The 13,902-nt window shown below is 64.2% G+C and carries 14 protein-coding genes; all 14 read right to left on the reverse strand.

Translation table 11 applies throughout. The annotated features are described in order from the left end of the window. The 14 genes from lepB to MHZ91_RS06835 all read right to left on the reverse strand — a co-directional run bounded on the left by lepB (window position 1) and on the right by MHZ91_RS06835 (window position 13,870). Window positions 1-888, reverse strand: a complete 888-nt coding sequence (gene lepB, locus MHZ91_RS06770) for a signal peptidase I (RefSeq protein ID WP_175122948.1) — start codon at window positions 886-888, stop codon at window positions 1-3. A 22-nt stretch (window positions 889-910) separates the two neighbouring features. Further along, complete coding sequence (gene lepA / locus MHZ91_RS06775) at window positions 911-2,704, reverse strand: translation elongation factor 4 (RefSeq protein ID WP_175122949.1); 1,794 nt, start codon at window positions 2,702-2,704, stop codon at window positions 911-913. 292 nt (window positions 2,705-2,996) lie between these two features. Continuing rightward, on the reverse strand, window positions 2,997-4,481 hold the full coding sequence (locus MHZ91_RS06780) for a DegQ family serine endoprotease (protein ID WP_175122950.1): 1,485 nt from the start codon (window positions 4,479-4,481) through the stop codon (window positions 2,997-2,999). Window positions 4,482-4,519: 38 nt separating this feature from the next. Next, window positions 4,520-5,608, reverse strand: a complete 1,089-nt coding sequence (locus MHZ91_RS06785) for a MucB/RseB C-terminal domain-containing protein (protein ID WP_175122951.1) — start codon at window positions 5,606-5,608, stop codon at window positions 4,520-4,522. Continuing rightward, complete coding sequence (locus tag MHZ91_RS06790; RefSeq protein ID WP_105237797.1) at window positions 5,608-6,114, reverse strand: sigma-E factor negative regulatory protein; 507 nt, start codon at window positions 6,112-6,114, stop codon at window positions 5,608-5,610. Before MHZ91_RS06790 ends, MHZ91_RS06785 begins: the two co-directional genes overlap by 1 nt. A gap of 12 nt (window positions 6,115-6,126) precedes the next feature. Further along, window positions 6,127-6,726 (reverse strand): RNA polymerase sigma factor RpoE, encoded by a 600-nt coding sequence (rpoE, locus tag MHZ91_RS06795; protein WP_008161984.1) that lies wholly within the window; start codon window positions 6,724-6,726, stop codon window positions 6,127-6,129. Between the two features lie 492 nt (window positions 6,727-7,218). Next, complete coding sequence (fabF, locus tag MHZ91_RS06800) at window positions 7,219-8,448, reverse strand: beta-ketoacyl-ACP synthase II (RefSeq protein ID WP_175122952.1); 1,230 nt, start codon at window positions 8,446-8,448, stop codon at window positions 7,219-7,221. 183 nt (window positions 8,449-8,631) lie between these two features. Beyond that, entirely contained in the window at window positions 8,632-8,871 is a 240-nt protein-coding gene (gene acpP, locus MHZ91_RS06805) for an acyl carrier protein (protein ID WP_003813816.1), read from the reverse strand. A 191-nt stretch (window positions 8,872-9,062) separates the two neighbouring features. Next, window positions 9,063-9,815: a 3-oxoacyl-ACP reductase FabG gene (gene fabG / locus MHZ91_RS06810; protein ID WP_175122953.1), complete on the reverse strand. Its 753-nt coding sequence runs from the start codon at window positions 9,813-9,815 to the stop codon at window positions 9,063-9,065. 3 nt (window positions 9,816-9,818) lie between these two features. Further along, a complete protein-coding gene (gene fabD, locus MHZ91_RS06815) occupies window positions 9,819-10,754 on the reverse strand; it encodes an ACP S-malonyltransferase (protein ID WP_239213035.1) in 936 nt (311 codons plus the stop codon). Window positions 10,755-10,850: 96 nt separating this feature from the next. Then, complete coding sequence (locus MHZ91_RS06820; protein WP_175122955.1) at window positions 10,851-11,837, reverse strand: beta-ketoacyl-ACP synthase III; 987 nt, start codon at window positions 11,835-11,837, stop codon at window positions 10,851-10,853. After that, window positions 11,837-12,904 (reverse strand): phosphate acyltransferase PlsX, encoded by a 1,068-nt coding sequence (gene plsX / locus MHZ91_RS06825; protein WP_175137337.1) that lies wholly within the window; start codon window positions 12,902-12,904, stop codon window positions 11,837-11,839. The genes MHZ91_RS06820 and plsX overlap by 1 nt, the downstream gene beginning before the upstream one ends. Window positions 12,905-12,963: 59 nt before the next feature. Then, complete coding sequence (gene rpmF / locus MHZ91_RS06830) at window positions 12,964-13,146, reverse strand: 50S ribosomal protein L32 (RefSeq protein WP_006218037.1); 183 nt, start codon at window positions 13,144-13,146, stop codon at window positions 12,964-12,966. Window positions 13,147-13,198: 52 nt separating this feature from the next. Next, a complete protein-coding gene (locus MHZ91_RS06835; RefSeq protein WP_239213132.1) occupies window positions 13,199-13,870 on the reverse strand; it encodes a DUF177 domain-containing protein in 672 nt (223 codons plus the stop codon). Window positions 13,871-13,902: the final 32 nt, after the last annotated feature.

A 13,902-nucleotide genomic window follows, 5' to 3' on the forward strand; every position in this document is an offset into this window, starting at 1 on the left:
TCAGTTGAATCGGCCGATACGGCTCAGATCGCTGAAGTTCATCCAGATGAAGAAAGCGCGGCCGACGATGTTGGCTTCCGGAACGAAGCCCCAATACCGGCTGTCCGCGCTGTTGTCCCGATTATCGCCCATGGCGAAATAATTGCCCTCGGGTACTTTGCAGCGTACCCCATTGTGGCTGTATTGGCAGTTTTCACGGAACGGAAAAGTCCACCTTTCCGGGGAATACACCTGCGGAACCTTCTCTTCTAGCAGGATCTTGTGTTCAACGTCGCCCAACTTCTCTTTATATTGCGCGATGTACGAAACACGATCCGGCTCGAAATAGTCACCATCACGCACGTGCGGGACCAGTTCGCCATTGACATAAAGCTTCTTGTCGATGTATGCGACTTCGTCGCCCGGCAGGCCAACGACGCGCTTGATGTAGTCGACGTTCGGATCAACGGGGTACCGGAACACAAATACGTCACCACGCTTGGGCTCGCCGACGGGGATGACCTTCTTGTCGATCACGGGCAGGCGCAGACCATAGCTGAACTTGTTCACCAGGATCAGGTCGCCGGACTGTAGCGTGGGCAGCATCGAGCCGGACGGAATGCGGAACGGCTCAACCACGAACGAGCGCAGCATGAACACGAACAGGATGACGGGAAAGAAGCTGACCGCGTATTCGACCCACCAGGGCACGCGCCGCGCGGCGTCGCCGGCCTCGCGCCGCAGGCGCTCGGCCTCTTGCGCATCGCCCACCAGTGCCGCGTCGTATTGCGCCATCGCGGCCTGAGCGCGGCGCTCGCGCCCCTTGCGCAGTACGGCCAGATCGAGCACCCAGATAACGCCGGTAACCACCAGCAGAATAAAAAGGATCAGGGCAAAGTTCCAACTCATCAGCTAATCGCCTTCTGGGGTTCTATTTGTCTTCCACCTGCAGGATGGCAAGGAACGCCTCCTGCGGAATTTCCACGCTACCCACCTGCTTCATGCGCTTCTTGCCCGCCTTCTGCTTTTCCAGCAGCTTCTTCTTGCGCGAGATGTCGCCGCCGTAGCACTTGGCCAGCACGTTCTTGCGCAGCGCCTTCACGTTCTCGCGCGCGATGATTTCGGCGCCGATGGCCGCCTGGATGACTACGTCGAACATCTGGCGCGGGATCAGGCCGCGCATGCGGGTCACCACGTCGCGCGCACGGTGCCGCGCGTTGCTGCGGTGGACGATGACGGCCAGCGCGTCGACGCGGTCGTTGTTGATCAGCAGGTCGACACGCACCACGTCAGCGGAGCGGTATTCCAGGAATTCGTAGTCCATCGAGGCATAGCCGCGCGACACGGACTTCAGCTTGTCGAAGAAGTCCAGCACGATCTCGGCCAGCGGAATCTCGTACACCAGGTGAACCTGGCGGCCGTGATAGCTCATGTTGACCTGCACGCCGCGCTTGTTGTTGCACAGCGTCATGACCGGACCGACGTAGTCCTGCGGCATGAACAGCGTGACCTTCACGATGGGCTCGCGGATGTCCTGGATCTTGCCGATCTCGGGCATGCGCGACGGGCTTTCCACGGTGATCACGGAGCCATCGCGCTGCTCGACTTCGTACACCACCGACGGCGCGGTGGTGATGATGTCCATGTCGAATTCGCGTTCCAGGCGCTCCTGCACGATTTCCATGTGCAAGAGGCCAAGGAAACCGCAGCGGAAACCGAAGCCCAGCGCTTGCGAGACTTCGGGTTCGAACATCAGCGCGGCGTCGTTGAGCTTGAGCTTTTCGAGCGAATCACGCAGTTGGTCGTATTCGGAGCTTTCGACCGGATACAGCCCGGCGAACACCTGCGGCTTGACTTCCTTGAAGCCCGGCAACGGGTTGGCGGCGGGCTTGTTGGCCAGCGTGACGGTGTCGCCGACCTTGGCGTCTTCAAGCTGCTTGATGCCGGCGATGATGAAGCCCACCTCGCCCGCCGACAGATGCGGACGCTGCTGCGACTTGGGCGTGAACACGCCGGTCTGCTCGCACAGGTGGGTGGCGCCGGACGCCATCAGCAGGATCTTGTCCTTGGGCTTGAGCACGCCATTGATGATGCGCACCAGCATGACCACGCCGACGTAGTTGTCGAACCACGAATCAATGATCAGCGCCTGCAGCGGCGCTTCGGGATCGCCTTCCGGGGCGGGCACGCGGGCCACGATGGTTTCGAGGATTTCGTCGATGCCCATGCCGGTCTTGGCGCTGGCCAGCACGGCGTCCGAGGCGTCGATGCCGATCACGTCCTCGACTTCCTGGCGGGCGCCTTCAGGATCAGCCTGCGGCAGGTCCATCTTGTTCAGCACCGGCACGACTTCCACGCCCAGTTCGATAGCGGTGTAGCAGTTGGCCACCGTCTGCGCTTCCACGCCCTGCGATGCGTCCACCACCAGCAGTGCGCCTTCGCAGGCGGACAGGGACCGGCTGACTTCATACGAGAAGTCCACGTGCCCCGGGGTGTCGATCAGGTTCAGGTTGTAGATCTTGCCGTCCTGCGCCTTGTAATGCAGGGCGGCCGTCTGGGCCTTGATGGTGATGCCGCGCTCGCGCTCGATTTCCATGGAATCGAGGACCTGCGCCGACATCTCGCGATCCGCCAGTCCGCCGCAGCGCTGGATCAGGCGATCGGCCAGGGTCGACTTGCCGTGATCGATGTGGGCAATGATGGAAAAGTTGCGGATATGCTGCATGCTTGAATTTATAAGGGACGGAACAGACGGCACACGGCCGGGAGACACCGCCGCCGGAATGTGCACGGCCGACGTGTGAGGCGCTGACGGGCTAGGCCCGGACAAAACTGAGGGGGCGCCAAGCGCCCCCTCTTGCGGCAACCAGCCATTTTAGCCGGTCTTGAGCCATTTTTTTTGCCCTGGGCGCGCCCCGGGACAAAAAGCGCCCTGGGGTGGCCGCACCTGGCGGTTTCCCGCCATGCTGGCTGCCCGGTGGCGGCGCCGGGCAGGCGCCCGCCGGTCCGGGCCGTCATCACTTGGACGCAGGCACCGCTACCCATTGCGTCTGGTCGCCACGGCGCACCAGCAGGCCCGTCGCGCGGCTCTTGTCCAGCTTGGCGACCAGTTCGCCGAACTGCTTTGCGCCGGTGACATCGGTGTCGTTCAGCGCCAACACGATGTCGCCTTCCTGCAGGCCCGCCTTCGCGGCCGCGCCATCGGCAACCTTCACCTGGACGCCGCCCTTGATGCGCAGCTTCTTCTGGGTATCGGCGGGGACGTCGATGACGCCCAGGCCCAGCGCGTTGGTGACCTCAGGTTCCGGCGCAGGCTTCTTGCCGGCGGCAGCGGCCTTCTCGGTGGGGATCTCGCCCACCTTGACCGACAGCGTCATGCTCTTGCCCTTGCGCCAGATTTCCATGTCGGCGCGCGTGCCCGGCTTGGTCTCGCCGACGATGCGCGGCAGGTCGGACCAGCGCTTGATCGGTTCCTTGTTGAACTTCAGGATCACGTCGCCCGGCTGCACACCCGCCTGCTCGGCAGGGCCTTCGGCTTCAACGCTGCTGACCAGCGCGCCTTCTGCCTTGGGCAGGCCGATGGCCTCGGCCACATCCTTGCCGACTTCACCGATCTGCACGCCAACCCGGCCACGCGTGACCTTGCCGGTCGTGCGCAGTTGGTCCACCACGCGCATGGCTTCGTCGATCGGAATGGCCAGCGAGATGCCCATGAATCCGCCGCTGCGCGAGATGATCTGGGAATTGATGCCCACGACCTCGCCGTCCAGATTGATCAGCGGGCCGCCCGAATTGCCGGGATTGACCGCGACGTCGGTCTGGATAAACGGCAGGTATTCGCCGGTATCGCGGCCGATGGCGCTGACGATGCCGGAAGTGACGGTGGAATCCAGGCCGAACGGCGAGCCGATGGCGAGCACCCACTGGCCCTTCTTGAGCTTCTTGGGATCGCCGATCACCAGCGGCGTCATGTCTTTGGCTTCGATTTTGATGAGCGCCACGTCCGTGCGCTCGTCCGTGCCGATGACCTTGGCCTTGAATTCGCGTCCGTCGGTCAGGGTGACGTAGATGTCCGTCGCGTCGACGACCACGTGGTTGTTGGTCAGGATGTAGCCGTCGGCCGACACGAAGAAGCCCGAACCCACGCCGCGCGGCACGGTGCGCTCTTCAGGCGGCGTCGGTTGCGGACGCTGGCGCGGATTGGGCGATTGCGGTCCGGGCGGCTGGAATTCGGGACCGAAGAACCAGCGGAACAGTTCGTAGGGATCGCTGCCGCCAGGACCATTGCCGCCGCCGCGCACCGGAACCGTGGCGGTCGTGCGGATGTTGACGACGGCCGGATCGGCCTTTTCAACGATGGCCGTGAAGTCGGGCAATCCGACCGCGGCAGGCGCCGTCTGCGCCACCGTCACCGGCACGTAGGCGGTGGACAGCATGGCCCCCGCCGCGACAGCCGCCAGAAAGCGCCGGAAAAAAGCGTTCGAGACCGTCATTGCTTTCATATGTCACTCCGAAATTGCTGCTTGCGGAACGGCGGGAATTATTTGGCCCCGCCCTCCGCGGGTGCGGCTGCCGCGGGTGCGGGAGGCACGTACTCAGTGGCCTGCGCAAGTTGTTCCAGCGTGGCGGCGGGCACTTCGCCCACCGCGGTCAGCCAGAAATCCGCAATGCGCGCGCCATATACATTGATCGCGCCGCGCTGGGACGCGCCGTGCGCCGGCTGGTGATTGCGCTGGCTGTCATAGGGCTCGATGAAGACCGAGATTGCCGCCAGGCCGTCGGACAGCACCATCTGGCTGACCGGCGATCCGCGCTTCATGGCACGCGAGACCTGCATGATCGTCTTGAAGCCGTTGGGCGCCGGAATGCGCCAACCCTGCGCCGCCAGGTCCACGGGCTGCATGTTGGCCTCGAGCACCTTCCAGTCGCGGGTATTCCAGCGCGAGGACAGCGATTGCGGATCGACTTCGGAGCCCAATCGCAGCGAGGTGAACGACACCTGCTCGACCACGCCACGCGCGGCATTGAGCGTCTGGGCCTTCAGCAGCAGATTGGTTTCGACGTCCGCGCACAGGCGATAGCCGTAACGCAGCTTGTCCAGCGGTTCGATCGTGATCAGCCGGCATTCGCGGCCAGCAACGCGGTGCGGCGTGGGTTCCGTGCGGATCTTGTAGTGTTCCGACAGGTTGGCCGGATCGCCCAGCAACAGGCCCGGGAAGCGATCTCCGCGACGGCGCTCGACAAGCACAGTCTTGCGTTCGGGGATCAGGCACTGCACGTCGTCGTTGTGACGCAGGTATTCTCGCGGCTGGCCGTCAAGGATCTCGAGGCGTTCGCGCTCGCCGGTACCATCGAGGACGTGCACGAGGCGCGAGGACTGGATGACGTCGCCCTGCTGATACATGAAGACGCCGGCGTAGTCCTGCTTGCGGGCCGCCTGCTGGATGCGCGTGAGCAGCTGCACGACGTCTTCGGTCTGGCCGGCCGGCGTGGCGCCAGCGGCGGCCGCGGGACCGTGCGCGGCAAGGAAAGCAGTGAGGAGCGTGGCGGCGAACCAGCCGGCGCGATGAGCCTGCCACGAGGCAGCTCGTCCCAGCACCGGCCAGCGTGATGGAAGCACAAGCGCCATCAACGTCCCGCTCCGACATCGAACGACACCTGCCGGACCGCGCTGGGGCCAGCCATCTGGCGATGGGCCTCCAGGTAGTCGCGCAGGCCCGAGTCGTCGGAGGCCGAAGCCGGCGAGCTGGCGTCGGCCAGCACGCGCACATCCGTCGCCGGCGAGCCGGTGACGTACGGCTGCGCCACCCACGCGACCGTGGCCACTGCGGCGGCGACAGCCAGGCCGGACAGGCCCATGCGCAACGGCGAGCGGCGCCGAGGCGCCGCTACGATGGGCAGTTCCGCGTCCAGCGCGCGCGCCAGGCGGGCCGAGAAGGCCGCGCTGGGCGTCAGCGCCAGATCGGAATTGCGCAGGGAATCACCAATCAAATGATAGGTGTCCCAGGTCTGACGTCCCTCTTTGGACAACAGACTGGGAAGAATATCGTCGGAATCTTCTCCGTCCATCCAGGCGGAAACCGATTCCTCCCAGGAGGACTCGGCGATCTCAACGGATTTGGCTGCTGTTTGCATGACTGCCACTCCTTACCAGCGACGCTCGACATCGGTGTCGAGCAACGGACGCAACTTGGTCGCAATGGCTTCACGCGCACGAAAAATGCGGGAGCGCACCGTACCGATCGGGCAATCCATGCTCTGGGCGATGTCTTCGTAACTCATACCTTCGATTTCACGCAGGACAATTGCGGTGCGCAATTCTTCAGGTAGTTCCTCAATGGCCGCGTTCACCGTCTCGGCGATTTCGCGGCTGGCAACCATGGATTCCGGCGTGCTTATATCCGTTAGGTTGTCGGTTTCGTTAAAAGTTTCACCGTCTTCCGTTTCAATCGCGTTGGGCGCGCTGGGGCGCCGCCCCTGCGAGGCGAGCCAGTTGCGCGCCGTATTGATGGCGATGCGGTACAGCCAGGTGTAGAAGGCGCTTTCGCCGCGGAACTGGGGCAAGGCGCGGTACGCCTTGATGAAGGCCTCCTGCGCCACATCCTCGATTTCGGCGGGATCGCGGATCATCCGGGCCAGCAGACGGAGGATCTTGCGCTGGTACTTGAGCACCAGAAGATCAAATGCCTTCTTGTCGCCCCGCTGCACGCGGGCGACAAGCTCGGCGTCGACTTCGCGCTCGCTCATGAGGCCTCCCGCAAAGGACGCGTCGGGCGTGCCTGCCGCGCCGTGCCCGCGACGAGGCGCAGACGGCGCCAGGATTCGGGTCGCAGCGTGTGCTTCCAGACGGTGAGGGTGATTTTGCTAGTGGTAAAGGCCGTACTCCCGGTGGGCAAAGGCTGCAGGATAAGCGTCAGCCACGCTGGGCCCCGTTGCTGGTCCAGGAGCAGCGCGTCCTGCCAGCCTTGCGGCCGGCGTAGCTGCCAGTGGCCAGTCCCGGTCGCGGTACGTAGCGCCGTTACCGGGGACGGGGCGTTCCGAGCCGAGTGTAACAGCCCGGCCAAGAGGAATAGAAGGGCCAGGAGCGCGGCCGCAGCCCAGGCATAACCATGCCAGGCTGCCGCTGTCAGCACGCTGGCCGCCGCAGCGGCCAGCGCCAGCCCGAAGAGCGCGACGGCTCCCTTGGGCTGCGAGACAGGTAGGCGGAACGACCAACGCCCCCCGACCAAGTCGTCCAAATCAGACCCGGCGAACGGCCATCGAGCCGTTGGTGCCGCCAAAGCCGAACGAATTGGACAGACCCACGTCGATCTTCATCTGCCGCGCTTCGTTCGCGCAGTAATCCAGATCGCATTCCGGATCCTGATTGAAGATGTTGATCGTCGGAGGCGAGACCTGGTTGTACACAGCCAGCGTGGTGAACACGGCTTCGATGCCGCCGGCCGCGCCCAGCAGGTGGCCGGTCATCGACTTGGTCGAGTTGACCACCAGCTTCTTGGCGTGGTCGCCGAACGCCAGCTTGAGCGCGTCGGTTTCGTTCTTGTCGCCCAGCGGCGTGGACGTGCCATGCGCGTTGACGTACTGGACGTCTTCGGCATTCAGGCCGCCGTTGCGCAGCGCGTTAATCACGCCGCGGCGCGGGCCGTCCTTGTCCGGTGCGGTGATGTGGTGGGCATCGGAGCTCATGCCGTAGCCAGCCAGTTCACCGTAGATACGCGCGCCGCGCTTCTTGGCGTGCTCGTACTCTTCCAGCACCAGGACGCCAGCGCCCTCGCCCAGCACAAAGCCGTCGCGGTCGCGGTCCCAGGGACGCGATGCGGTCTGAGGATCATCGTTGCGGGTCGACAGCGCGCGCATGGCGGCAAAGCCGCCAATGCCCAGCGGCGACACGGTGGATTCGGCGCCGCCAGCCACCATGACGTCGGCATCGCCGTATTCGATAAGGCGTGCGGCATCGCCAATGCAATGCAGGCCGGTCGTGCAGGCCGACACCACGGCGTAGCTGGGGCCCTTCATGCCGTAGGCGATCGACAGATGCCCGGAAATCAGGTTGATCAGCGAACCCGGCACGAAGAACGGCGAAATGCGCCGAGGTCCCTTGGCAAGGTAATCGACCTGGGTTTCTTCGATGCGCGGCAGACCGCCGATGCCGGAGCCCACGATCACGCCGATACGCTCGGCGTTTTCTTCGGTGACTTCCAGGCCGCAATCGCGCCAGGCCTGCATTCCGGCAGCCAGGCCGTAATGGATGAACGTATCCATCTGGCGGGCTTCCTTGGCCGAAATATAGGTACTGATGTCGAAGTCTTTGACTTCGCCAGCAATGTGGGTGGTGATGGCCGAGGGATCGAAACGGGTGATGCGGCTGATGCCAGAACGTCCGTTGACGATATTGTCCCAAGCGGTGGTCAGATCATTTCCTACGGGGGAAACGATACCCAGGCCGGTGATGACGACACGTCGCTTCACGGATGACTCCTCAAACAGACAAAAGAAAGGCGGTTTTCGGGATGCGCTGCGCGTGTGGACCACATGAAGGCAGGTGAGGCATTACAACGCCCGACCTGCCGGTGGACCACACGGCACTCCTGAAACCGCCCTGATTCCAGGTTGGCCGACGAAATCGGGCAACCAGGACGATATAGGCTGAGCTTACTGCTTACCGTGCGAATTGATGTAGTCAATCGCTTGTTGCACGGTCGTGATCTTTTCGGCCTCTTCGTCGGGGATCTCGGTCTCGAATTCGTCTTCGAGGGCCATGACCAGTTCGACCATGTCGAGCGAATCGGCACCGAGGTCGTCAAGGAAGGAGGACTCGTTCTTGATCTCGGCTTCGTTGACGCCAAGTTGTTCAGCGACGATCTTCTTGACGCGCTGTTCGATGCTTTCCATGCAGATCTCCAATTGGGAAAAATCCCGCGAATTATAGCCAAGCGCGGAGTGATGCAACGCCTGACCGTGACAAAAATAACACCGCGCATTTGTTCTGTCGCCGAGACCGGCGCAGGTTGACCATGTGCGGCGTTTCCGGAGAATCGCGCGCCGCCTTGCCGGCTGCCCGGCGGCGGCGCGTGATTCGTGATTTATTGCATGTACATCCCGCCGTTGACGTGCAGGGTGGTGCCGGTAATGTAACCCGCCTGCGGCCCGGACAAAAAGGCCACGGCATGCGCAATGTCAGCCGGCGAGCCCAAACGGCCCAGCGGAATCTGTTGCAGCAGCGCCGCGGTCTGGTTTTCACCCAGCGCACGCGTCATGTCGGTATCGATGAAGCCAGGCGCCACGCAGTTCACGGTGATGTTGCGGCTGCCCAGTTCACGTGCCAGAGCACGCGCCATGCCCGCCACGCCCGCCTTTGCGGCTGCGTAATTGGCCTGGCCCGCGTTGCCGCTGGAGCCCACCACGGAAGTCACGTTGATGATGCGTCCCCAGCGGGCCTTCATCATGCTGCGCAACACGGCGCGCGACAGGCGGAAGACGGAAGCCAGGTTGGTGTCGATGACGGCCGACCAATCGTCGTCCTTCATGCGCATCGCCAGCGTATCACGGGTGATGCCGGCGTTATTGACGAGGATGTGCGGACCGCCGCCTTCCTTGCCCAGCGCGTCGATCAGCGCATCGCAGGCAGCGGCGTCGGTCACATCCAGCACCACGCCGCGGCCGCCGAACGGCGCCAGCGCTTCAGTGATGCCAGCCGCGCCCGATTCGGACGTGGCGGTGCCGACGACGGTTGCGCCGCGCCCGGCCAGTTCCAGGGCGATCGCCCGGCCAATGCCGCGGGTCGCGCCCGTGACGAGCGCGATCTTGCCCTGCAGTTCGGTCGAGGTGTTGTCCATTGATCAGTTTCCGTTGACGGCTGCCATCGCCGCTTCCAGCGAAGCAGGATCGGTGATGGCCAGGCCGGTGAGTTCGGGGTCGATGCGCTTGGTCAGGCCAGCAAGCACCTTGCCCGGACCGCATTCGATGACGTGCGTGACGCCTTGCGCCTTCATGGCGCGCAGGGTTTCGACCCAGCGCACAGGATGCCACGCCTGACGAACCAGCGCATCGCGGATCGCGTCGGGGTCGGTGGGCGAAGCCACATCGACGTTGTTGATGACCTGCACTTGCGGCGCGGACACAGCGGCGCCAGCGAGCGCGCCGGCCAGCACGTCGGCGGCGGGCTTGAGCAGGCTGGAGTGGAACGGCGCGGATACGGGCAGCAGCAAGGCGCGCTTGGCGCCGGCAGCCTTGGCCAGTTCGCAGGCGCGTTCGACTGCAGCCTTGTGGCCGGCGATCACGACTTGCGCGGGCGCATTGAAGTTGACGGCCTCGACCACTTCGCCTTGTGCGGCTTGCGCACACGCGGCGCGCACGGCGTCGTCGTCCAGGCCCAGGATGGCGGCCATGGCGCCGGTGCCGACCGGCACGGCGGCCTGCATGGCGTCGGCCCGCACGCGCACCAGGCGCACGGCGTCTTCCAGCGCCAGCGAACCGGCGGCGGTCAGCGCGGCGTATTCGCCCAGGCTGTGGCCGGCCACGACATCAGGCTTGGGGCCGCCCGCAGCGATCCAGGCGTTGTAAAAAGCAACGCCGGCGGTCAGCATAGCCGGCTGCGTGTTGGTGGTCAGGTTGAGCTGTTCGACGGGACCCTGCGCGATCAGCGCGCCCAGGTCCTGACCCAGCGCCTGCGAGGCCCGTGCGACGGTGTCGGTGACCGCCGCCACGCCGGACCAGGCGTCCAGCATGCCGACAGCTTGCGAACCCTGGCCAGGAAAGACAAAAGCGATTTTCATGATTGAGCGTGTGGATTGATTCAGTGTCTGTGTGGAATGCCAGGCGCGCTCTCCGGCCGCCCGCGGCACACATGCCGCCGCGGCCAGGGCACACCCTTACATGCGAGCCAGTACCGAGCCCCAGGTGAATCCGCCGCCCACGCCCTGCATCAGGATGAGCTGGCCCGGCTTGACGCGGCCGTCGCGGCGCGCGGCATCGAGCGCAAGCGGCACGCTGGCCGCGGACGTGTTGGCGTGACTGTCGACGGTGATGACGACCTTCTCGACGGGCACGTCCAGCTTGCGAGCCAGGAAATTCAGGATGCGCACGTTGGCTTGATGCGGGATCAGCCAATCGACGTCGGCAACGGTGACGCCGGCTTCGGCGCAGGTGTCGCGCGCGGAGCGGTCCAGGACGGTGACGGCCTGCTTGAAGACGGCCTGGCCGTCCATGCGCAGGAACGGATCGCCCGTGACGTCGCCGTAGGCCACGTTGCCCGCGGCGCTGAGGATCTTCATCTGGCTGCCGTCGGCATGCAGTTGGGCCGCCAGGATGCCGGGCGTGTCGGAGGCCTTCAGCACAACAGCGCCGGCGCCGTCACCGAACAGCACGCAGGTGCTGCGGTCGTTCCAGTCGAGGATGCGCGAAAACACTTCGGCGCCGATCACCAGCGCGCAGCGCGCGCGGCCCGCGCGGATGAAGCTGTCGGCGGTGGTGAGCGCGTAGACGAAGCCGCTGCACACGGCCTGCACGTCGAACGCGGCCGAACCCTTGGCGCCGAGGTTGGCCTGCACCAGGCAGGCCGTGCTGGGAAACACGAAATCGGGCGTGGACGTGGCCACGATGACGAGATCGATTTCGGAAGCATCAACGCCCGCATCGGCCAGCGCGCGGCGCGAGGCCTCGGTGGCCAGCTGGCTGGTGGTCACGCCACGCTCGGCCAGATGGCGCTGACGGATGCCCGTGCGCTCGACAATCCATTCGTCGGAGGTGGCGATATCGCGCGTCGCCAGTTCCGCAGCCAGTTCGTCATTCGAAACCACGCGTTCCGGCAGGAAGCTGCCGGTGCCCGCGATCACGGAGTATTTCATTGCGGTATCCATCAAGCGGTATCCCCAGCCACGTTGGGCGACGCCGCCGATGGGCGATCGCCGGATTGAACGCGCTTGGTAATTTGAGCGACCGTCTGCGCGGTGCGCTCCAGCAGTTTACTCACTACGGCTTCGCGCGCGCGTTGCAAGGCAAAACCGAAGGCGTAAACGTCCGCGGATCCGTGGCTCTTGATGACGACGCCACGCAAGCCGAGCAAAGCCGCGCCGTTGTAGCGGCGGTTGTCCACGCGGTTGCGCAGGCGGTTCAGCACAGGCTTGGCCACCGCGCCGGCGATCAGCGTGATCAGGTTGCGCTTGAACTCTTCGCGAATGATGCTGGACAGCATCTTCGCCAGTCCTTCCACGGACTTGAGCACGACGTTGCCGACAAAGCCGTCGCAGACGACGACGTCGACCGTGCCCTTGAAGATGTCATTGCCTTCGACGTTGCCGTAGAAGTTCAGCGGGCTGCCGCGCAGAAGCTCGGCGGCTTCCTTGACGACTTCGTTGCCCTTGATGACTTCTTCGCCAATGTTCAGCAAGCCCACGGTGGGGTTGTCGCGATGGTCCACCGCCTGCGACAGCGCGGCGCCCATGATGGCGAATTGCAGCAGGTGCTCGGCCGTGCAGTCCACATTCGCGCCCAGGTCCAGCACCGTGGTGGCGCGGCCCGTCTGGTTCGGAATGGACGTGGCGATCGCCGGGCGGTCGATGCCGTCCAGCGTCTTGAGCACATAACGTGAGATGGCCATCCAGGCGCCCGTGTTGCCCGCGGAAATGCAGGCGTCCGCCCGCCCATCCTTGACGGACTGGGCAGCGAGGCGCATGGAGGAGTCTTTTTTGCGGCGCAAGGCGACCTCGACCGGGTCGTCCATGGTGACGACTTCGGAAGCCGCCACGATCTCAAAGCGATCGCGCGCCACGTTGCGGTGCTCGGAAAGCGCCGCTTCGATAGCGTCGGGAAGCCCGACCAGCAATAGCCGGGTGTCCGGAAATTGCCGGGCGAACTCGATCGCAGCCGGAATCGTGACGGGCAGACCGAAGTCTCCGCCCATACAGTCTATGGCGATGCGTATCACGGGTGCCAGGTATCAGCGCTCAGCCGAAATGGTCCGAGTACGAGTTCGGCCCGGGGGCCTTATTCGTCGGCCTTGGTCTTCAGGACCTTGCGGCCACGGTAGAAGCCGTTGGGGCTGATGTGGTGACGCAGGTGCGTTTCACCGGTGTTCGGTTCGATGGCGGTCGACGGGGCCACCAGAAAATCGTGCGAACGGTGCATACCGCGCTTGGAGGGGGACTTCTTGTTTTGTTGAACGGCCATGATGACTCCTAGAAACGGGGCGCATTGTACGCGATGCGGCCCGATGTTGATCTCAATCTTTGTGCTTCAGTTGTTCCAGCACCGCAAACGGCGACGGACGCTTGACAGCGGGCTCCTCTTCAGGAGCTTCGCTGGCCTTGGCCTGCGCGCCCGGGCATACATCATGCTTGGGCACATACGGAATGCTCAGAATGAGCTCATCTTCGATCTGGGCCAACAGATCAAAATGATGCGAACCCACCACCTTTTCAGGTAGCTGGGCCACAGAATCCCTTCCTACGCCTTCGTCGTCCTCGTCGTCATCGTCGCCTTGATCGGCAAAGGAATGATCATCGTCGAGGTCGTCTTCGGATTTGACCAGTTGCAGCACGACTTCGCTGTCGACCGGATACGCAAACGGCGCATTGCACCGCTGGCACACAACCACCGGATTCGCCTTCACATGCAGGCGCAAAAGCGGTTGGCCCATCAGCAAGCCGGTTTTGCCTTCTTCGCCTTGCACGGACCAGGTCACGAGTCCGGCTTCGCCCAGCGGTTGCTCGGGCAGGCCATCGACCACGCGGGCAAGACGCACCAAGGCGATGCTGCCCTGCGCGCTTTTACCCAGACGGGCAAAGGCGAAGGCGTCGATGCGCTTGACGTCAGAGTCCGCCGCATTCACACCAGCACCGGCCGATCCGTCCGCGCGGCGACTCGCATCGCCAGGCTTTCCCTTCGGTGTCATGTTGATGTTCCTGCAAAAATGCCGCAAAACGT

The sequence above is a fragment of the Achromobacter sp. ACRQX genome, from assembly GCF_022346505.1.
Taxonomy (GTDB): Bacteria; Pseudomonadota; Gammaproteobacteria; order Burkholderiales; family Burkholderiaceae_B; genus Achromobacter; species Achromobacter animicus.